Source organism: Reichenbachiella sp. (genome assembly GCF_965223055.1).
GTDB lineage: Bacteria > Bacteroidota > Bacteroidia > Cytophagales > Cyclobacteriaceae > Reichenbachiella.
Genome location: NZ_CBDCVM010000010.1, coordinates 384,146 through 399,732, shown reverse-complemented (window position 1 = coordinate 399,732; position 15,587 = coordinate 384,146). Strand labels below are relative to the sequence as shown.

At 39.2% G+C, this 15,587-nt stretch carries 11 protein-coding genes and 1 other RNA gene; 9 read left to right on the top strand and 3 right to left on the bottom strand.

Features of this window, described 5'->3' with window-relative positions; all coding sequences use genetic code 11:
- Nucleotide 1 precedes the first annotated feature (1 nt).
- The 7 genes from ACOQO5_RS09605 (at nt 2) to ACOQO5_RS09575 (ending at nt 6,990) form a co-directional block, all read left to right on the top strand.
- Complete coding sequence (locus ACOQO5_RS09605) at nt 2-931, top strand: type IX secretion system membrane protein PorP/SprF (RefSeq protein ID WP_420581478.1); 930 nt, start codon at nt 2-4, stop codon at nt 929-931.
- A 110-nt stretch (nt 932-1,041) separates the two neighbouring features.
- Nucleotides 1,042-2,298 carry a M24 family metallopeptidase gene (locus ACOQO5_RS09600; protein WP_420581477.1) on the top strand — a complete coding sequence of 419 codons (1,257 nt, stop codon included), beginning with the start codon at nt 1,042-1,044 and terminating at the stop codon, nt 2,296-2,298.
- 127 nt (nt 2,299-2,425) lie between these two features.
- The gene (locus tag ACOQO5_RS09595; protein ID WP_420581476.1) at nt 2,426-3,673 is read left to right on the top strand and encodes a parallel beta-helix domain-containing protein; all 1,248 of its coding nucleotides are present in this window, start codon (nt 2,426-2,428) and stop codon (nt 3,671-3,673) included.
- A gap of 1 nt (nt 3,674) precedes the next feature.
- Nucleotides 3,675-4,745, top strand: a complete 1,071-nt coding sequence (locus tag ACOQO5_RS09590; protein ID WP_420581475.1) for an SO2930 family diheme c-type cytochrome — start codon at nt 3,675-3,677, stop codon at nt 4,743-4,745.
- 83 nt (nt 4,746-4,828) lie between these two features.
- Nucleotides 4,829-5,224, top strand: a transfer-messenger RNA (tmRNA) gene (gene ssrA, locus ACOQO5_RS09585).
- Nucleotides 5,225-5,459: 235 nt separating this feature from the next.
- Nucleotides 5,460-6,008, top strand: a complete 549-nt coding sequence (locus ACOQO5_RS09580; RefSeq protein WP_420581474.1) for an REP-associated tyrosine transposase — start codon at nt 5,460-5,462, stop codon at nt 6,006-6,008.
- A 256-nt stretch (nt 6,009-6,264) separates the two neighbouring features.
- Entirely contained in the window at nt 6,265-6,990 is a 726-nt protein-coding gene (locus ACOQO5_RS09575) for a porin family protein (RefSeq protein ID WP_420581473.1), read from the top strand.
- Between the two features lie 78 nt (nt 6,991-7,068).
- Here ACOQO5_RS09575 and ACOQO5_RS09570 read toward each other — a convergent pair whose 3' ends face one another.
- Together ACOQO5_RS09570 and ACOQO5_RS09565 are read right to left on the bottom strand one after the other, a co-directional pair.
- Nucleotides 7,069-8,865 (bottom strand): M2 family metallopeptidase, encoded by a 1,797-nt coding sequence (locus ACOQO5_RS09570; RefSeq protein ID WP_420581472.1) that lies wholly within the window; start codon nt 8,863-8,865, stop codon nt 7,069-7,071.
- Between the two features lie 79 nt (nt 8,866-8,944).
- On the bottom strand, nt 8,945-9,925 hold the full coding sequence (locus ACOQO5_RS09565) for an SDR family oxidoreductase (protein WP_420581471.1): 981 nt from the start codon (nt 9,923-9,925) through the stop codon (nt 8,945-8,947).
- 320 nt (nt 9,926-10,245) lie between these two features.
- Between ACOQO5_RS09565 and ACOQO5_RS09560 the strand changes: the two genes are divergently transcribed.
- Both ACOQO5_RS09560 and ACOQO5_RS09555 read left to right on the top strand, forming a co-directional pair.
- Entirely contained in the window at nt 10,246-10,695 is a 450-nt protein-coding gene (locus tag ACOQO5_RS09560; RefSeq protein ID WP_420581470.1) for a hypothetical protein, read from the top strand.
- 105 nt (nt 10,696-10,800) lie between these two features.
- Nucleotides 10,801-13,005: a B12-binding domain-containing radical SAM protein gene (locus ACOQO5_RS09555; RefSeq protein WP_420581469.1), complete on the top strand. Its 2,205-nt coding sequence runs from the start codon at nt 10,801-10,803 to the stop codon at nt 13,003-13,005.
- Here the strand turns inward: ACOQO5_RS09555 and ACOQO5_RS09550 are convergent.
- The gene (locus tag ACOQO5_RS09550) at nt 13,002-15,398 is read right to left on the bottom strand and encodes a PAS domain S-box protein (protein WP_420581468.1); all 2,397 of its coding nucleotides are present in this window, start codon (nt 15,396-15,398) and stop codon (nt 13,002-13,004) included. The two genes, ACOQO5_RS09555 and ACOQO5_RS09550, sit on opposite strands and share 4 nt — an antisense overlap.
- Nucleotides 15,399-15,587 lie beyond the last annotated feature (189 nt).

Here is a 15,587-nt window from a genome sequence, read left to right as displayed (position 1 = left end):
AATGAAACTTGTAAAGGGATTTTTAATAAGTCTATTAATATGTATCTGCCAGCTGGCAACAGCTCAGCAGAGACCCGTATTCTCCACTTATCCGTATAATGGTTTAGCACTTAACCCGGCATATGCTGGAAGTTTAAATATGTTTTCGGCTATTTTGACTAACCGAAATCAATGGGTGAATATTGACGGAGCGCCTGTCTATCAATCTCTTACTGCGCATACTACTCTTCGAGAGAAGAATGTTGGTGTAGGTCTAAATGTAGTAAGAGATGTGGTTGGTGTTCATGAACAATACAGTGTTTACGGAAGTTTTGCCTATAAAATCAGAATGAATAAGGGTATTTTGGCCATGGGACTGCAAGGAGGATTCGATCAAAGAGCTTCGAATTTGGATCGCGTTAATGTATTGACACAAGATGATCCCCTGTTTGTATTTTCAAAAACTTTTAATCCAAATTTTGGTATGGGCATTTATTTTGCCAACAGGGATTATTTCATTGGTGCCTCCATTCCCTATTTCCTAACTCCAGATGTAATTGAAGGTTCTGGAGATGGAGCAATTCCATCGGAAGGCAAAGCGTCTAGATACTATTATATCAATGCAGGTTTTGTTAAAGATATTAATCGCAATCTCAAAATCAGCCCTTCCGTTTTGGTTCGGTTACAAGATAATTCTCCAGCAGCCTTTGACATTAATTTGAATTTCATAATCAATGAAATTGTCTATGCTGGAGTCTCTTATAGATATCAAGATTCTTTTTCTCTGATGACACAATTGGTGCTAAATGAAAACTTCAGGATTGGCTATGCTTATGATATTCCATTTGGAAGCTTAGGCACATATACAGCTGGGTCGCATGAAATATTTATAAATTATAGAATTCCACTCAAATTCAGTAAAAAAGATGGACTCTGTCCAGTTTACTTCTAAAAAGTACTGTCCCGCTTGATCGCGGGATTTTTTTTGACCGTTCATCAACTCTTCCTATTCTAATTTAGGATTTTCACTAAATTGGTTCTTCAATACAAAACTTACTCAAAGTGAATAGAAGAAAATTTATTGAAAATAGTGCCTTAGCCGGTTCTGGATTAGCTCTCGCAGGTGCTACCTCTTGTGTCACTCCAGACTCACCTAGTGAACCAGACCAAATTCAACCTATAGTCGGAGACATAGCGTTTATCAATACGAATGATAGAATTCAGCGTATTGAAAAAGCTTCTAAATTGATGCAGCAACATCAAATCGATGCCATTTTCATTGAGTCAGGCACCTCTCTCGATTATTTTGTGGGAATCAAATGGTGGCCCAGTGAGAGACTCACCGGAGTACTCATTTTTTCGGATGGCACATTAAAATATGTGGGCCCTGCTTTTGAAAAAGAAAGACTGGAAGAAATGATTGCACTAGACGGTGATGTATATAGCTGGGAGGAGCATGAAAATCCTTTTCAATTGGTAGCTAGACTATTTAAAGATAAAAGTGGAGCTACTGCTACTTTGGGTATGGAAGAGAACGTTAGGTTTTTTCAGTCAGATGGTATTTCTTCTTTTCTAGGGCAAGCAAATATTATCAATGCTAAACCAATTACTGCTGGATGTAGAGCTATTAAGTCACCAAAGGAGTTGGCTTTGATGAAAAAAGCCAATGAAATAACATTGGAGGCCTATCGGATAGGTTTCTCCAAGCTCAAAGAAGGTATGTCTCAATATGAATTAAGTGCGATTGTAGCCAATGCGAGCACCGCACTCGGAGCTATGGAAGCAGGTTGGGCTGGGTCTATGTTCGGAGAATACACAGCTTTCCCTCACGGAAGCAAAACTGCACAGCAGCTCAAGGAAGGCGATATGGTTTTAATAGACGGTGGATGCAAATTGGATGGGTATCAAGCAGATATAACCAGAACAACCATTTTCGGAAAACCAACACAGCGTCAACAGGACATTTGGAATATTGTGAAAGAAGCTCAAACAGCTGTTTATGAACAAGCCAAGGCTGGAGTTCCATGTGAACATCTAGATGCCACGGCAAGAGCTGTTGTCAACAAGCATGGATTTGGGGGTGGATATGAAAACTTTTTTCATCGAGTCGGGCACGGCATCGGAATGGACTTTCACGAATGGGAATATTTGGTAAAAGGAAACTCCACTCCTATGCAACCAGGCATGTGCTTTTCTAACGAGCCTGGTATTTATTTGTACGGCGAATTCGGTGTGAGACTCGAAGATTGTTTCTATATCACTGAAAATGGATACGAAGCTTTCACCCCTCAGATGGATTCAATTGACAGTCCAGTGTAGATCGATTGGCAAAGAATTCCAGGCAATATTTGAACGAATCATTGTTTTGTTCAAATATTGTAGTTTACATTTCATAACCAGGTAATTATTTGATTATATTAGAAGTTGCTAAACATCAACTCAGACTATGAAATTCATTGCTTATTACACGTTACTTTTGTTTTTATTTTCCTGTTCGGAAACATTGGAGTACAATCCAGAGCGAAATTTTTCGGATCAGCAAAAATCTATTCTTACCTCTTTCATTCTTGCCAATGATAGTTCTACAATCGAACTTCCCGAAGGACAATTCAGTTTTGATAAAAGCCTGATACTTGAAGGAAAAACTCAAGTCATCATCAAAGGCCAGGGAAAGGATAAGACTATACTCTCCTTTAAAGACCAAACACAAGGCGCGGAAGGCATTCGCATTGCCAATTGTAAAAACATTACGCTACAAGGCTTTACCATCGAAGATGCTGCAGGAGACAACATCAAAGTCACTGATACTGAAGGCATATTATTTGAAGATTTGGTTGTAGGATGGACCGGAAAGGTAGATTCAACCAATGGTGCTTATGGATTATATCCTGTTCTTAGCAAAAATGTAACGGTACGGAACTGCACGGTTTTTGGAGCAAGCGATGCGGGTATATATGTAGGCCAATCGGATACTGTCCTCATAGAAAACAACATTACTTATTGGAATGTGGCTGGAATTGAAAGTGAAAACTCCAAAGAAGTAATTATCAGAAACAATACTTCTTATGAAAATACTGGAGGCATCTTAGTCTTTGACTTGCCAGGCCTGACTCAATACGGAAAGAATATCGAAGTCTATGACAATAACGTGTATGAAAACAACACAGAAAACTTTGCTCCTCCGGGCAATATGGTAGGGGTCACTCCTCCCGGAACAGGCATTTTAGTATTGGCTACTAAGGGCGTACAAATCCATGACAATACCATTAGAAACAATAAAACTATTGGTGTCGGTATGGTTAGCTATTCCTTGTTAGAAGCTATGGGTGGTGAAGAAAATACTGGAGGCGGTGGTAGCCGAGAGGAACTGGAAAAACAAAATAAACTTGATACCAACTATGACCCATTCGTTGGAGACATTAAAGTTTATAACAACACTTATGAAAATACTTACCTCCTGCCCAATTTGAATAATGATTTTGGAAAACTTTTCTTACTGAAATTTGGCATGGACATTCCTCAGGTAGCGTGGGATGGACTACAGTCACCCAATTACTTCTTGGCAGATGGAAGTATAAATCCTGAGTATTCCATTTGTGTTAAAGAATCCGAAGGTATTCTATCGGTCAATTTAGATGCCGCCAACGAATTCGAAGGGCTCGAAGAGAACCCTGAAATTTTCAATTGCAATTGACATGAGAATTTGCATATACGGTTTAGTCGTTGCTGTCCTTGTGTCTTGTCAGCCACCTAAGCAACCGAAAATTGAAATACCGGTACCAAAAGGTAGTGACCAAACTATTTCTGAACAAGTACAGTATGCCTCGGTAGGACTTACTAAACTTTCCGATTACAATTTTTTCAAAGGAAAATTATCAGATCTGGTTCCTACAGAAAATGTACTTGCTTATGATCTAAATACTCCTTTATTCTCGGATTATGCAAAAAAGAAACGATTCATTTACATACCTAAAGGTGAAAAAATAGGCTATCGCGAAAAAGAAGTACTGGATTTTCCTGTGGGAACTATACTCATCAAAAATTTTTATTATGACGCTGGTCAATTGAATGAGAATTCAGATAAAATTCTTGAAACCAGATTGCTCATTCACGAAACTGATGGTTGGAAAGCCCTGCCCTATATATGGAATACAGAACAATCAGAAGCTTATCTAGAAATCACAGGGGGTAAAATACCTCTCTCATTGGCAGGCAAAGGCTCTATTAGCTACAATATTCCGGACATGAATCAATGTAAGAGCTGTCATGACCAAGATGGTAACATGACGCCGATTGGCCCATCAGTTAGGCAGCTCAATCGTGCGTCTCCAACAGATTCAAGTGGCACCAATCAATTGGCTCAAATGGTACAATTGAACTGGCTGAAAACACCTAATGGCGAACTTCCAATGCTTGCCCAATGGAACGACAAAACATCTGGAAGCTTAGATGAGAGGGCCCGTGCCTACTTAGACATCAACTGTGCACATTGCCACAATGATCAAGGACCAGCCAAAAACAGTGGATTAAACCTCACCATTCACGAATCAGATCCATATCGCATAGGTGTGAATAAAAAACCTGTGGCTGCCGGTCGTGGCTCAGCCAATCTAAAATATGGAATAGTTCCAGGTGAGCCAAATGCTTCCATCCTTGTCCATCGTATGCAAACCACTGAGCCTGGTACCATGATGCCCGAGCTTGGTAGGACGCTTCCTCATGATGAAGGAATAGCGCTGATAAAATCATGGATTGAGAAAATGTAGCATCTTCTCACGGCACTTCTCGTATTATCTACTAAGTTTGCAACCGCAAAAAGCGGAATGCTTCTTGCCGTTCATTGATTTATGGGGTCGACCGGTTTTGACAGTAAGTGTGGATATTGTACTTGCATGTCGGGTGTTGAGTAAGCACACGTGATCAATTTACTCATATTCTATTTGGCGAATCTAATTACGCCATGGCTGCTTAATTTTTTGCGATAGCGAAAATTATTAATCTTGGCTAAGAGTCAAGACAGACACATCCCTCCAGGCTTTTGTCTTATGAGCAGGATCAAGGGGTGTCACCCAGTAAGACTAGCTTGAGGCGAAGTTGCTAACCGATAGCGAAGCTAAAGTAACTGGTAGGAATAGTGGGTTGTTGAACGCCAGCTCTCCTACGAGATCCTAAGTTTCAACTATGCATGTAGACGGTCCAATATGACCTTATCTGGACGAGGGTTCGATTCCCTCCGACTCCACTTAAAGAAGGCTGCATTTTGCAGCCTTTTTTCATTTCGTCTACGGGGCGCCCCGCGACCTGGCCCCTCTTCGACACCCAACTAGCTCAAGTTTAGCGAAGCGTACCCCAACCGAGCGCGTTTGCAACCCTCTGGTCGTAGGTTAAGCGAAGCGATCCTAGGACCAATTATGGGAAAGGGCGTCCGCCCGATTGACTATATTAGCACTGCACATTAAACGATAATACCAATCTAACCAATGGGTAGAAAATATGCCATACGAGATCAGCTATCCATTTATAGCCTAACATTTACAGTTGTTAATTGGATAGACTTATTTATTAGAGATCAATATAAATTGATTATTCAATCCAGTTTACAATATTGTCAGGTAAATAAGCATTTAAAAGTCCATGCTTATTGTATAATGACCAGCCATATTCATATCATATTAAGTGTAGATAAGGGGGAGTTGTCCGATGTGATCAGGGATATTAAAAGTTTTACTTCACGAGCTTTGAGGGAGGAATTAGAAAATAAGGAAAACCGAGAAAGCCGTCGTGAATGGTTGCTTTGGATGTTTGAGAGGGCGAGTAAGAAGAATAAGAGAAATACAAATTTTCAGTTTTGGCAACAAAACAATCATCCGATAGAGTTAAGCACAAACGAAATGATAGATCAACGATTGGACTATGTGCACAACAATCCAGTAGAAGCAGGGTTTGTGTTTAAAGCTGAAGATTGGGTGTGGAGTAGTGCCAGACAATATGCAGGTGAAAATGGTGACATTGAGTTGGAATATTTATGACCGAGCGGACGCTCTCGTTGTTTTAGGTCTTAGCGGACGCTACGACCAGAGGGTTTATCTATCTTTATTTCATGTCAGAAAAGTATGCCGTAGGCATCCCTATGGGATAAATTCCAATCCCCATCAGGGTTGTACTTTGTCACCAGTACAGTGATTCAAATAGAGACGGCCTCTTTACTTTTTGTTCATATCTAAAAGAATTACTACCATAATTATAAAACTAGAGTAGTTTTACAACAGCTAACCAAATTTAAATATGAAAGCGATTTACCGAGTACTATTATTTTCCTTTTTGGTTTTTACACCTTCCCTTGTTCAAGCACAAGTATTGATTACACTACTTTTTGGAGATGCTTTAAATACAGACAAGATAGAATTTGGTCTTGTTGGAGGCTTAAATCGTTCATACATCAACACTATAAGCACTTCAGAAGGAATGAATAATTTCAATCTCGGCTTCTACTTTCATGTAAATCTTAAAAACAATACTTTTCTAAGTACAGGAGTCAATGTAAAGTCCAATGTAGGAGCCACCGGCATGCCTACCTATTCGCTAGGAGATGCCGATTTCGATTCGCTTTTTCTAGATGGAACTTTCACACGCAAATTACCCGTCTTTTATGTTCCCATTTTATTACATCAGCGATTCAATAATCGCTGGTACATCGAGGGCGGTCTACAATTAGGTTTGATACATAAGGCCGAGCATATTTTTGAAACTTCACAGCTCAATGGCACGATCACTTATACTACAAGTGCACAGGATGAGTACAAACATATTGATGCAGGATTAATGGGCGGTGTCGGCTATAAATTCAAGAAGAGGCTCAAGAGTACAGCGGCAGGAATCAACTACTATTATGGATTGGTAGATGTGAGTAACAACTCCAATGTTGAAGTTAGAAATTCTTCCCTCTATTTCTACCTTAAAATTCCAATTGGTCTTGGTAAGGCAAATGATAAAACAGAAGATTCTAATTGATTCTAGGACTTTCAAAGAAACAAAAAAGGGCTTTGAGTAAATATCAAAGCCCTTTCAGAGTCAGAGATATTCCCCCTATCACATAGGTTTATCGCCCAACGTATGAGTTCTTCCTTGATTTTGTTCCTTCAAGTAACTCACTAATGGCTCGAAGTATTTGAGCATGGCTCGGGCGCTGATTTCTTCCCCAGTGTTTTCTTTCATTAATTTTCTCCAATCTTCAGTTGCACCTTTGGACAATATATTCTGCAAGAAAGCTCCTGCTTCTTTAGAACCGTAATAGTTGGTTGAACGAGGATCTTGCTTCAAAATATTCTCGGCAATATGATTGTGCAATTGAAATAAAATAACCGTAGACAAGCTATAGTCATAGTATTGTGCAGGGTCATTGTTAATATGTGTTTTAGATGCCGCATCACAATACTCCTCTCCTCTTTCGGATGGAGGCACAATTCCTTGATACTTCTTTTTCAATTCCCACCACTTTTGATTGTATTGATCTATCGGTATAGATTCTGCATACAAACTGTTTTCAAACTGTGTCATCACGCCCGATCCCCACGGCATCACAACCACCATATCCAATGCCTCTTTGAGCAATGTTTGCATTTCATCAGTTTCTACACCAGCTTCTATCAAACCAAGTCCTTCTAAAAATGGTTTTTGCGTAGCTGCCAGACCCATTTGAGAACCCACACCCTCGTGGAAAGCTCTATTCGCTCCACCTCTCAACAATGGGGGTACGTTAGGGTTAGTGTATTCCATGTAGTAGTAGATATGCCCTAGTTCATGATGTGTAGTTTCATACCATCTAGAGTTCGGCGTCACGCTCATCAAACTTCTTACATCCTGCTGTAAGTCCATGTGCCAGGCTGAAGCGTGATTGTTTTTTTTATAATCTGCACCTTCAGGTAAAGGATATAAACTCGATTTATCATAAAAACTCTGAGGCAATGGCTCAAAACCCATACTTACATAAAATTGTTCGGCTTGCTTTACCAGCCATTCTGGGCCTTTTTCTTCCAGGATGCCATCCAGATCTATGCCTTCTACCTCTACCATCGATGACCAACTTTGTCCCCATCTATTGGGGAGCCAGTGCGCAGGCAGCATTTCTGGGACATCTTGCCCATATTTAGCTGCCAATTCATACCGAGCATACGTATGCAACTCTCTATACAAAGGCCAAATGTCTTGAATCAGTGTTTCACACAATACAAGCATCTCTTCTCTACTCATCCCATAATCTGACACCTGATAGGTAAAGTAATCCTGATAATTCAAAGCTTGCACCGTTTGGTTTCTCAAACTCACCAAACTAGACAGCCCATCTTTAAGGCCCACACCAACTTCTTTACTGGTTTCCCAAGCTTTCAATCTTTCCTCCAAATCATTGCTTGACTTGAGTATTTCATCCAATTCATTTGTGGTTACAGACTTTCCATCAATTTGAAAATCAAAACCAAATAGCGCTGCATTTTGAGCAGCGTCCGCTTTAATTTTTTGTTCAACCAACTCAGCCACTGTCCCTGGATTAGAAGCGGCCTCATACAAGATCGCTTCCAATTGTTTGACTTGAATATCACTTAAGGATTCTCGAACCTGAAGGTATTTGGTGGCATTTTCTATATTTTCTGCACTACCGGTAAAAGCAGCATAGGCACCACCGGCTTGAGATACGTTGTAAGCAGCCAGTGTGTCACCTTCTACAATCTTAGTATTTGCCTGCCATTCCGCTTCACTGTACTCAGCATATAGCTTCAGGTATTGTTCTGTGTAGGAATTAAGGAATTGATCTACTTCTGAGATGCTATTGTCTGTTTTACTACTACAGCCAACTGCGACTATCAGTAGAAAGAAAGCTAGTTTTTTCATGGGTCATTCATTTTATGAGTAACGAAAATAAGGAAGGGATAATCAAGTTCCTAAATACACCCCATTCAAAAGTTATAAACTATCTGTTTTCCCAAAACCACTTGACCGCCTCCTTCAACCCAGCTTGAAAATCAAATTGCGGATCGTAGCCCAAAAGTCGCTTAGCCTTATCAATATTGGCTAAGGAGTGCGGAATATCACCTTGGCGTTCGGGGCCGTGAGTAATTTCAATATTATTGATTTCAGCATCAAACTCACTTAAGTATTTCTGCAGCCATTGGGTCAAATCATTCAAGGTGTTCCGTTCCCCATAGGCTGTATTATAGACTTGATTCAAGGCTGCCTCATTCTTAGTACTCAGCGCCAAAAGATTCATCTGAATCACATTGTCGATGTATGTGAAATCTCTAGAGTATGACCCGTCACCATTGACTACCGGTGATTCATGCTTCATAAAGGTTTTAATGAACTTTGGAATAACAGCTGCATAACCACCATCTGGATCTTGTTTCCTCCCAAATACATTGAAGTACCTTAATCCAATAGAATTTAATCCGTAGTTCTTAAAAAATATGTCCGCGTACAGCTCATTCACATATTTTGTAATCGCATATGGAGAAAGTGGTTTCCCAATGTTCTCTTCTACTTTGGGTAGTTTTTCTGAGTCACCATAAGTGGAAGAGCTCGCAGCATATATGAATCGATTCACCTTGGCTTCTTTGGAAGCTACCAGCATATTTAAAAAGCCAGAGATGTTTACTTCGTTAGTGGTTATTGGATCCTTGATGGAGCGCGGAACAGATCCTAATGCAGCTTGATGCAGCACAAAATCAGCGCCTACTACCGCTGCATGACAATCGGCCAAATTCCTGATATCTCCTTCTATCAAAGTAAATCTGGCATCCTGCATAAAGGGTTCTATATTCTCCCTCTTCCCTGTTGAGAAATTATCCAGACAAATCACCTGATTATCTAATTCCAGCAATTTTTCACAAAGGTTAGAACCAATAAAACCTGCACCACCAGTCACAAGTATTTTCTTACCGCTTACAAAATCCATGGTCGCAAATTAAAAAGATTATTATCATTTGAATAGCATAAAATGACATCCCAGTCATATGCAAAATTTGGGCATTGATCGAAAATTATTGAAGTATCCATTCAAAATCACTCCATTAGCAAAAGAATCAATCTTCTTTTCACTAAATATCAAAACAAATGAGGGTAAACCCATCATCCGTTGTTTATAAAATATCCTGCTCGATACATAATATTGGTATCATTATTGAGTTTTAAAAATGTGTTATGAATTGGTCTCTCTAAGACCTCTAAATGGAGTCGATCGGTGGGTCGGCCTTTGAAATAAAAAATGTTAAGCAGATGAAAAAATTAGTAGCCATACTATTGGTCAGTGCTCTAGGAGCCACAGCGACCGCCCAGGAAATTAATTCCTACACTCAGCATAAAATCAATCAAGGGGTTAGTATTGAAGTAAAAAAAATCAAACGAGTCGAGAAATATGGCTGGGACAATTTCGAGGTGACTTATCGATTGAAAAACAATACCGAATTTGATTTATTTAAAGTAGATCTTACCTTGTATCTGGTAGACAAAAATGACCGTCAGGTAGGTATGGTTGAAGTTCACGATTTTAAAGTGCCAAAAAATTCTGACTCAGAGTATCACTACGTTGACTTGCATTCTCCTTATGTCAATGAAAAATTTGACAAGATAGTTGTTGTAAAAAACAACCTGGAGGTAATGATCGATACCCCTGAAGCGGTAAGCATTGCTAAAATCAACTGTGAACCTGCCTTCAGTATGAAGTAGCAAGAAAACATTAAACAGGTAATAGAGAGGGTGATTCATTGAGTTGCCCTCTTTTTGTTTTATGATGGTGGTAATTCAAAGACAATAGCGAACTTTACACCCAAGATGGCATCTAAAATTCACACACTACTAATCACGCCCCCATTTACACAACTTAATACCCCCTATCCTGCCACTGCCTATCTCAAAGGCTACTTGAACACCATCCATGTTCCAGCAAAACAAATGGATCTGGGAATTGAGGTTATACTCTCTTTATTCGCAAAAGATGGGCTTGCACGACTATTTCAATCCGTATCTGCTTCCAATGTAAGTCTTAAAGCCAATGAACAAAGGATATTCACCTTACAGGAAGAATATCTAGCTACGATCGAGCCAGTCATTGCCTTTCTTCAAAATAAGAATCCTACTTTGGCATACTCCATAGCGGAACGTGACTATTTACCAGAGGCTTCAAGATTCGAGCAACTAGATGATCTGGAATGGGCATTTGGCAACCTAGGCATTCAGGATAAAGCACGGCATTTAGCCACACTATATTTAGAAGACCTGGCTGATTTCATCAAAAACACCATCGACCCATTTTTTGGGTTTAGCCGCTATGCGGAACGCTTGAGCCTATCAGCTGAATCTTTTGATCCACTCTACAAGTCTCTTTGTAATAAGCCATCATTCACGGATGAAATACTCTTTAGCTGTCTCAAGCAAAAACTTGATAATCAAGCTCCGGAATTGGTCTGTTTGTCAGTTCCATTTCCTGGAAATTTGTATGGCGCCCTACGATGTGGACAATACATTAAAACCCATTATCCTAGCATTAAAATAGCAATGGGTGGTGGCTATCCAAACACCGAGTTAAGATCTTTGAAAGATGTCCGTCTCTTTGAATTTGTTGACTTTATCACCTTAGACGATGGTGAAAAGCCGATTCAAGTTTTGCTAGACTATCTGATAAACAAGACAGAAGTCTCAACGTTGAAGAGAACTCTCCTATTGTGTGATGGCCAGGTCAAGTATATCAATGGCTCAAAAACCCGTGATGTGTCTTTCAGTGAAACTGGAACACCTGACTATGAGGGGCTACCACTCAACCAGTATCTATCCGTAATCGAAATCACCAACCCCATGCATCGCTTGTGGAGTGATGGCAGATGGAATAAACTAACTATGGCTCACGGATGCTATTGGAAAAAGTGTACTTTTTGTGACATCTCTCTAGACTACATCAAAAATTACGAACCGGTAAGTGCTTCAATCATCTGTGATCGAATGGAGGGCCAAATTCGACAAACAGGAGAAACCGGCTTTCATTTTGTGGATGAGGCCGCACCGCCTGCATTGATGAGAGAGGTAGCCATTGAAATACTCAGAAGAAAACTCAAAGTCACTTGGTGGACTAACATCAGATTTGAAAAAAGGTTTACTCCGGACTTGTGCCGATTATTGAAGGCCTCAGGTTGTATAGCGGTTTCAGGTGGACTGGAAGTTGCTTCGGATCGATTGTTAGAAAAGATACAAAAAGGAGTAACTGTAGCTCAGGTAGCACAGGTAACAGATAATTTCACAGCTAGTGGCATCATGGTACATGCTTATTTGATGTACGGATTTCCTACACAAACCGAGCAGGAAACAATCGACTCTCTTGAAATGGTTCGTCAATTGTTTGAGCTAGGAGTAGTTCAATCTGGCTTCTGGCATCAGTTTGCCATGACAGCTCATAGCCCGGTAGGCATAGACCCTGAGGCTTTTGGAGCAAAGTCCCTTTTAGCTAAAGCTGGCAACTTTGCACATAATGATTTACCTCATGAAGATAATCTTGGCACAAATCACGATATGTTTAGTGAAGGCCTCAGAAAATCACTATTCAACTATATGCATGGTGCTTGTTTTGATTTCCCGTTACAAGAGTGGTTTGAATTTGACATACCTGAAACAATGGTTTCTCCATTTGAAATTGAAATGGCTATACAAAACAATCCCGGAACTCCAATAAATGATAACAGTAAACTCCTCTGGGTTATACCCCTACCAGAGATTTCATTTTATTCTAAAAAGCAAAAAGGAAAACAACAAGAAAAGTGTAAATTCTCAATTCACACCTATCAAATGACGGAAACTGCGATCTTTAGTAAATCTCAAGGTGAAATTTTAAAAGAACTGTTTTCAACATTAGCACTAAACACCAATGACCCGATGACACTTGCCATGTTTCGCAAGTCATTCGAAACCAATGGATCAGAAAATTTCGATAAGCTATCTAAATCCCAGGGTTGGCAGGTACTACGAAAAACGGGACTACTGATTGTTTAATCTACTCCAATGAGGTTAGGGATAGAAACGACGAATGTACTTCCCACTCCTACTTTTGAATCAACCTTAATGCTGCCTTCTAGCTTTGAAACTGCTTCTTTCACTATAAACAAACCTAAGCCCGTACCAGTAGCATAGTTGGTGGCTCTGTAGAACATGTTAAACACTTTGCTCAGATACCCTTGTTCTATACCTATTCCATTATCTTCTATTACCACTACTAGTTTTTCCTCATCTATATCCGCTACGATATTAATGAAGCCTTCTTGGCCTTTCTTAGAATATTTTATCGCATTAGACAATAGGTTATTAAAGATCACCTGAAGATTGTGTTTATCATTGACAAATTCAGCATTGGCATCTATTTTAATAGTCTTTTCGACATGATCATAGTTCTCCATGAATTGCATACCTTTCAAGATATTATTGATCATTTCTTCAACGGGAATCACATCTTTAGTCAAACCTAATTTAGCCACCTTTCTATAAGTGATAATATCCAAGATGATACTATCTAGCTGTTTGAGCTGTCCTTTCATGATGCCCAAAAGCTCTCGCTGTTCTTCGTCCTTTATCCTAACATCAAGCAAACTTTCTAATCCTAACAATGAAGCTATTGGCGCACGTAGATCATGGGATGTTCTATACACCAGCTGATCCATCTCAGAGTTAGTTTTGATAAGATTCTGACTCATTTCCTTAAGAATAGTGATATTCGTAATCACCCCATCAATAAGCTGTTCGTCTCCATCCATGGTTAAACTACAATCTAACAAACCCCAAAATGTTGTTCCGTCAGACCTTTTAAAATGCACCTCCTTATTTTCTACAGCACCATGCTGCAATATTTCATTATAAACTTTAAGATGCATATGTTTAAAAACATGAAAGTCTTGAATATTCACCAGCTTCTCACCAGGAGGCTCTACCCCAAACAAATCCAACAGTGCAGTATTCGAATACAAAAAGCCTCGACTAACACTGTATCTAAAAATTCCATCTTTAATGTTTTCGTTAATAGTCTGAATAAGCCTTTCTCGTTCTTCCAACTTCATTGAGACCATTTTTTCATCCGTGATATCCCGAATAAATGCCGTAACACCAATGATTTTTCCATCAATAGAATATAATGGAGAATAGAATTTATCGAGATAGCTGATTGAGCCATCTTTCTTATTCTTGTATTTTTCCAAACAGGCAAAGTCAGAACCATTTATGGCCATTTCAAAGCTCATACGGTACTCCGCTTTTTCAGCTTCATCACTTACAAAATCCAGGACATTCATGCCAATTTCAATATCTACATCAAAATCATCTTTAATAATTTTCGCATGATTTTTATTGAATGACCTATAGCAGAAATCATTGTCAATGGAGTAAGCCATTAAATCTTTAGGACTTTCTAGAATCTGATTCAGATATTGTTCCTTTTCACGAACATCCTTTAAGTTTCTTAATTCGGATATCTTTAATGCAGCTATTCCTGCAATTGCTTCTAAAAAATCTTTGTGCTTGATATTATAAAATCCAAATTCGGGAGACTCACTATCTATTACTCCAATCACTTTATCCTGAAACAGAATAGGTACACTAATTTCACTCAGTGCAGCGTAAGTGTCTTCCACATAATCCTTGTCTTTAGTCAGATCATCTACTACTACTGTTTTCTTCAATTCGGCACATTTACCAACAATACCTTTACCTAAGGTCAGACTAATCGGAGATAGCACTACTCCATCATTTCCTTTTGCACCGAAAGCAGCCTTTTGTCTAAGGCTTTGATCATTTTCATTATAGATATATATCACACAATCGCTGAGAGAAAGCAATCTGGCACACTCTTCGGCAAGCTCCCATAGTATAGCTTGCTCGCTATTGAGTTTTGAAATGGATAACGTCAGCTGCTGAATATTCTGGTAATGTTTCACACCTCTAGCCAACAAATTACTACTCATATAATTTTTTCCAATAGGTGTAATGAGTGCACTTATCCCAATTACTTTTCCTTTACTATCAAGTATGGGGGACTTTGAAGTTCGGGCTTGTTCAATTTTATAAGACGATTTGCTTCTGAAATCATAAAAGTTCTCCTGTGGTTGTTTCGAGTCTAAAACCTTTTGATCTTCAGCTCCCAATAATTCAAAGTCCTTGTAATCAGACGATATATCAAAAAGCTTACTATTGATCAAAGAAGTATGATCCATTTCGAATAAATCAAGCATCGCACGATTGGCGTAAGTCACCTTGCCATTTTCGTTAGTCAAATAAACGGCATCAGACATGGCATCCATGGCGGATATAAACAGTGAATGCTTATCTATTTTACCTTCAGCTTTGCGACTTGAATTGGATTTAGCTATGATCTTGAAATTAGGGTGAAATGTTGAAATCAATACCTCATATCAGTTGGGCATATAGAAAAGAGAACTATCAAAATAATGAATGAACACTTTGTATAAATCCTCAAAGGCTTGTTCTTTAGTATTCTCTTCCAAATGTGGCATTAAAACTGGGTTTAGGTCAATACAAAATAATAAAGAGTTGGGATACAGAGGGTGGATAATAAACCAAAACCCGGCTTC

Excerpts from the sequence above, each read along its gene's own strand:
- ACOQO5_RS09580 (WP_420581474.1), top strand. The coding sequence starts at position 5,460 with ATGGGTAGAAAATATGCCATACGAGATCAGCTATCCATTTATAGCCTA.
- ACOQO5_RS09595 (WP_420581476.1), top strand. The coding sequence starts at position 2,426 with ATGAAATTCATTGCTTATTACACGTTACTTTTGTTTTTATTTTCCTGT.
- ACOQO5_RS09570 (WP_420581472.1), bottom strand. The coding sequence starts at position 8,865 with ATGAAAAAACTAGCTTTCTTTCTACTGATAGTCGCAGTTGGCTGTAGT.
- ACOQO5_RS09565 (WP_420581471.1), bottom strand. The coding sequence starts at position 9,925 with ATGGATTTTGTAAGCGGTAAGAAAATACTTGTGACTGGTGGTGCAGGT.
- ACOQO5_RS09560 (WP_420581470.1), top strand. The coding sequence starts at position 10,246 with ATGAAAAAATTAGTAGCCATACTATTGGTCAGTGCTCTAGGAGCCACA.
- ACOQO5_RS09590 (WP_420581475.1), top strand. The coding sequence starts at position 3,675 with ATGAGAATTTGCATATACGGTTTAGTCGTTGCTGTCCTTGTGTCTTGT.
- ACOQO5_RS09605 (WP_420581478.1), top strand. The coding sequence starts at position 2 with ATGAAACTTGTAAAGGGATTTTTAATAAGTCTATTAATATGTATCTGC.
- ACOQO5_RS09555 (WP_420581469.1), top strand. The coding sequence starts at position 10,801 with ATGGCATCTAAAATTCACACACTACTAATCACGCCCCCATTTACACAA.
- ACOQO5_RS09575 (WP_420581473.1), top strand. The coding sequence starts at position 6,265 with ATGAAAGCGATTTACCGAGTACTATTATTTTCCTTTTTGGTTTTTACA.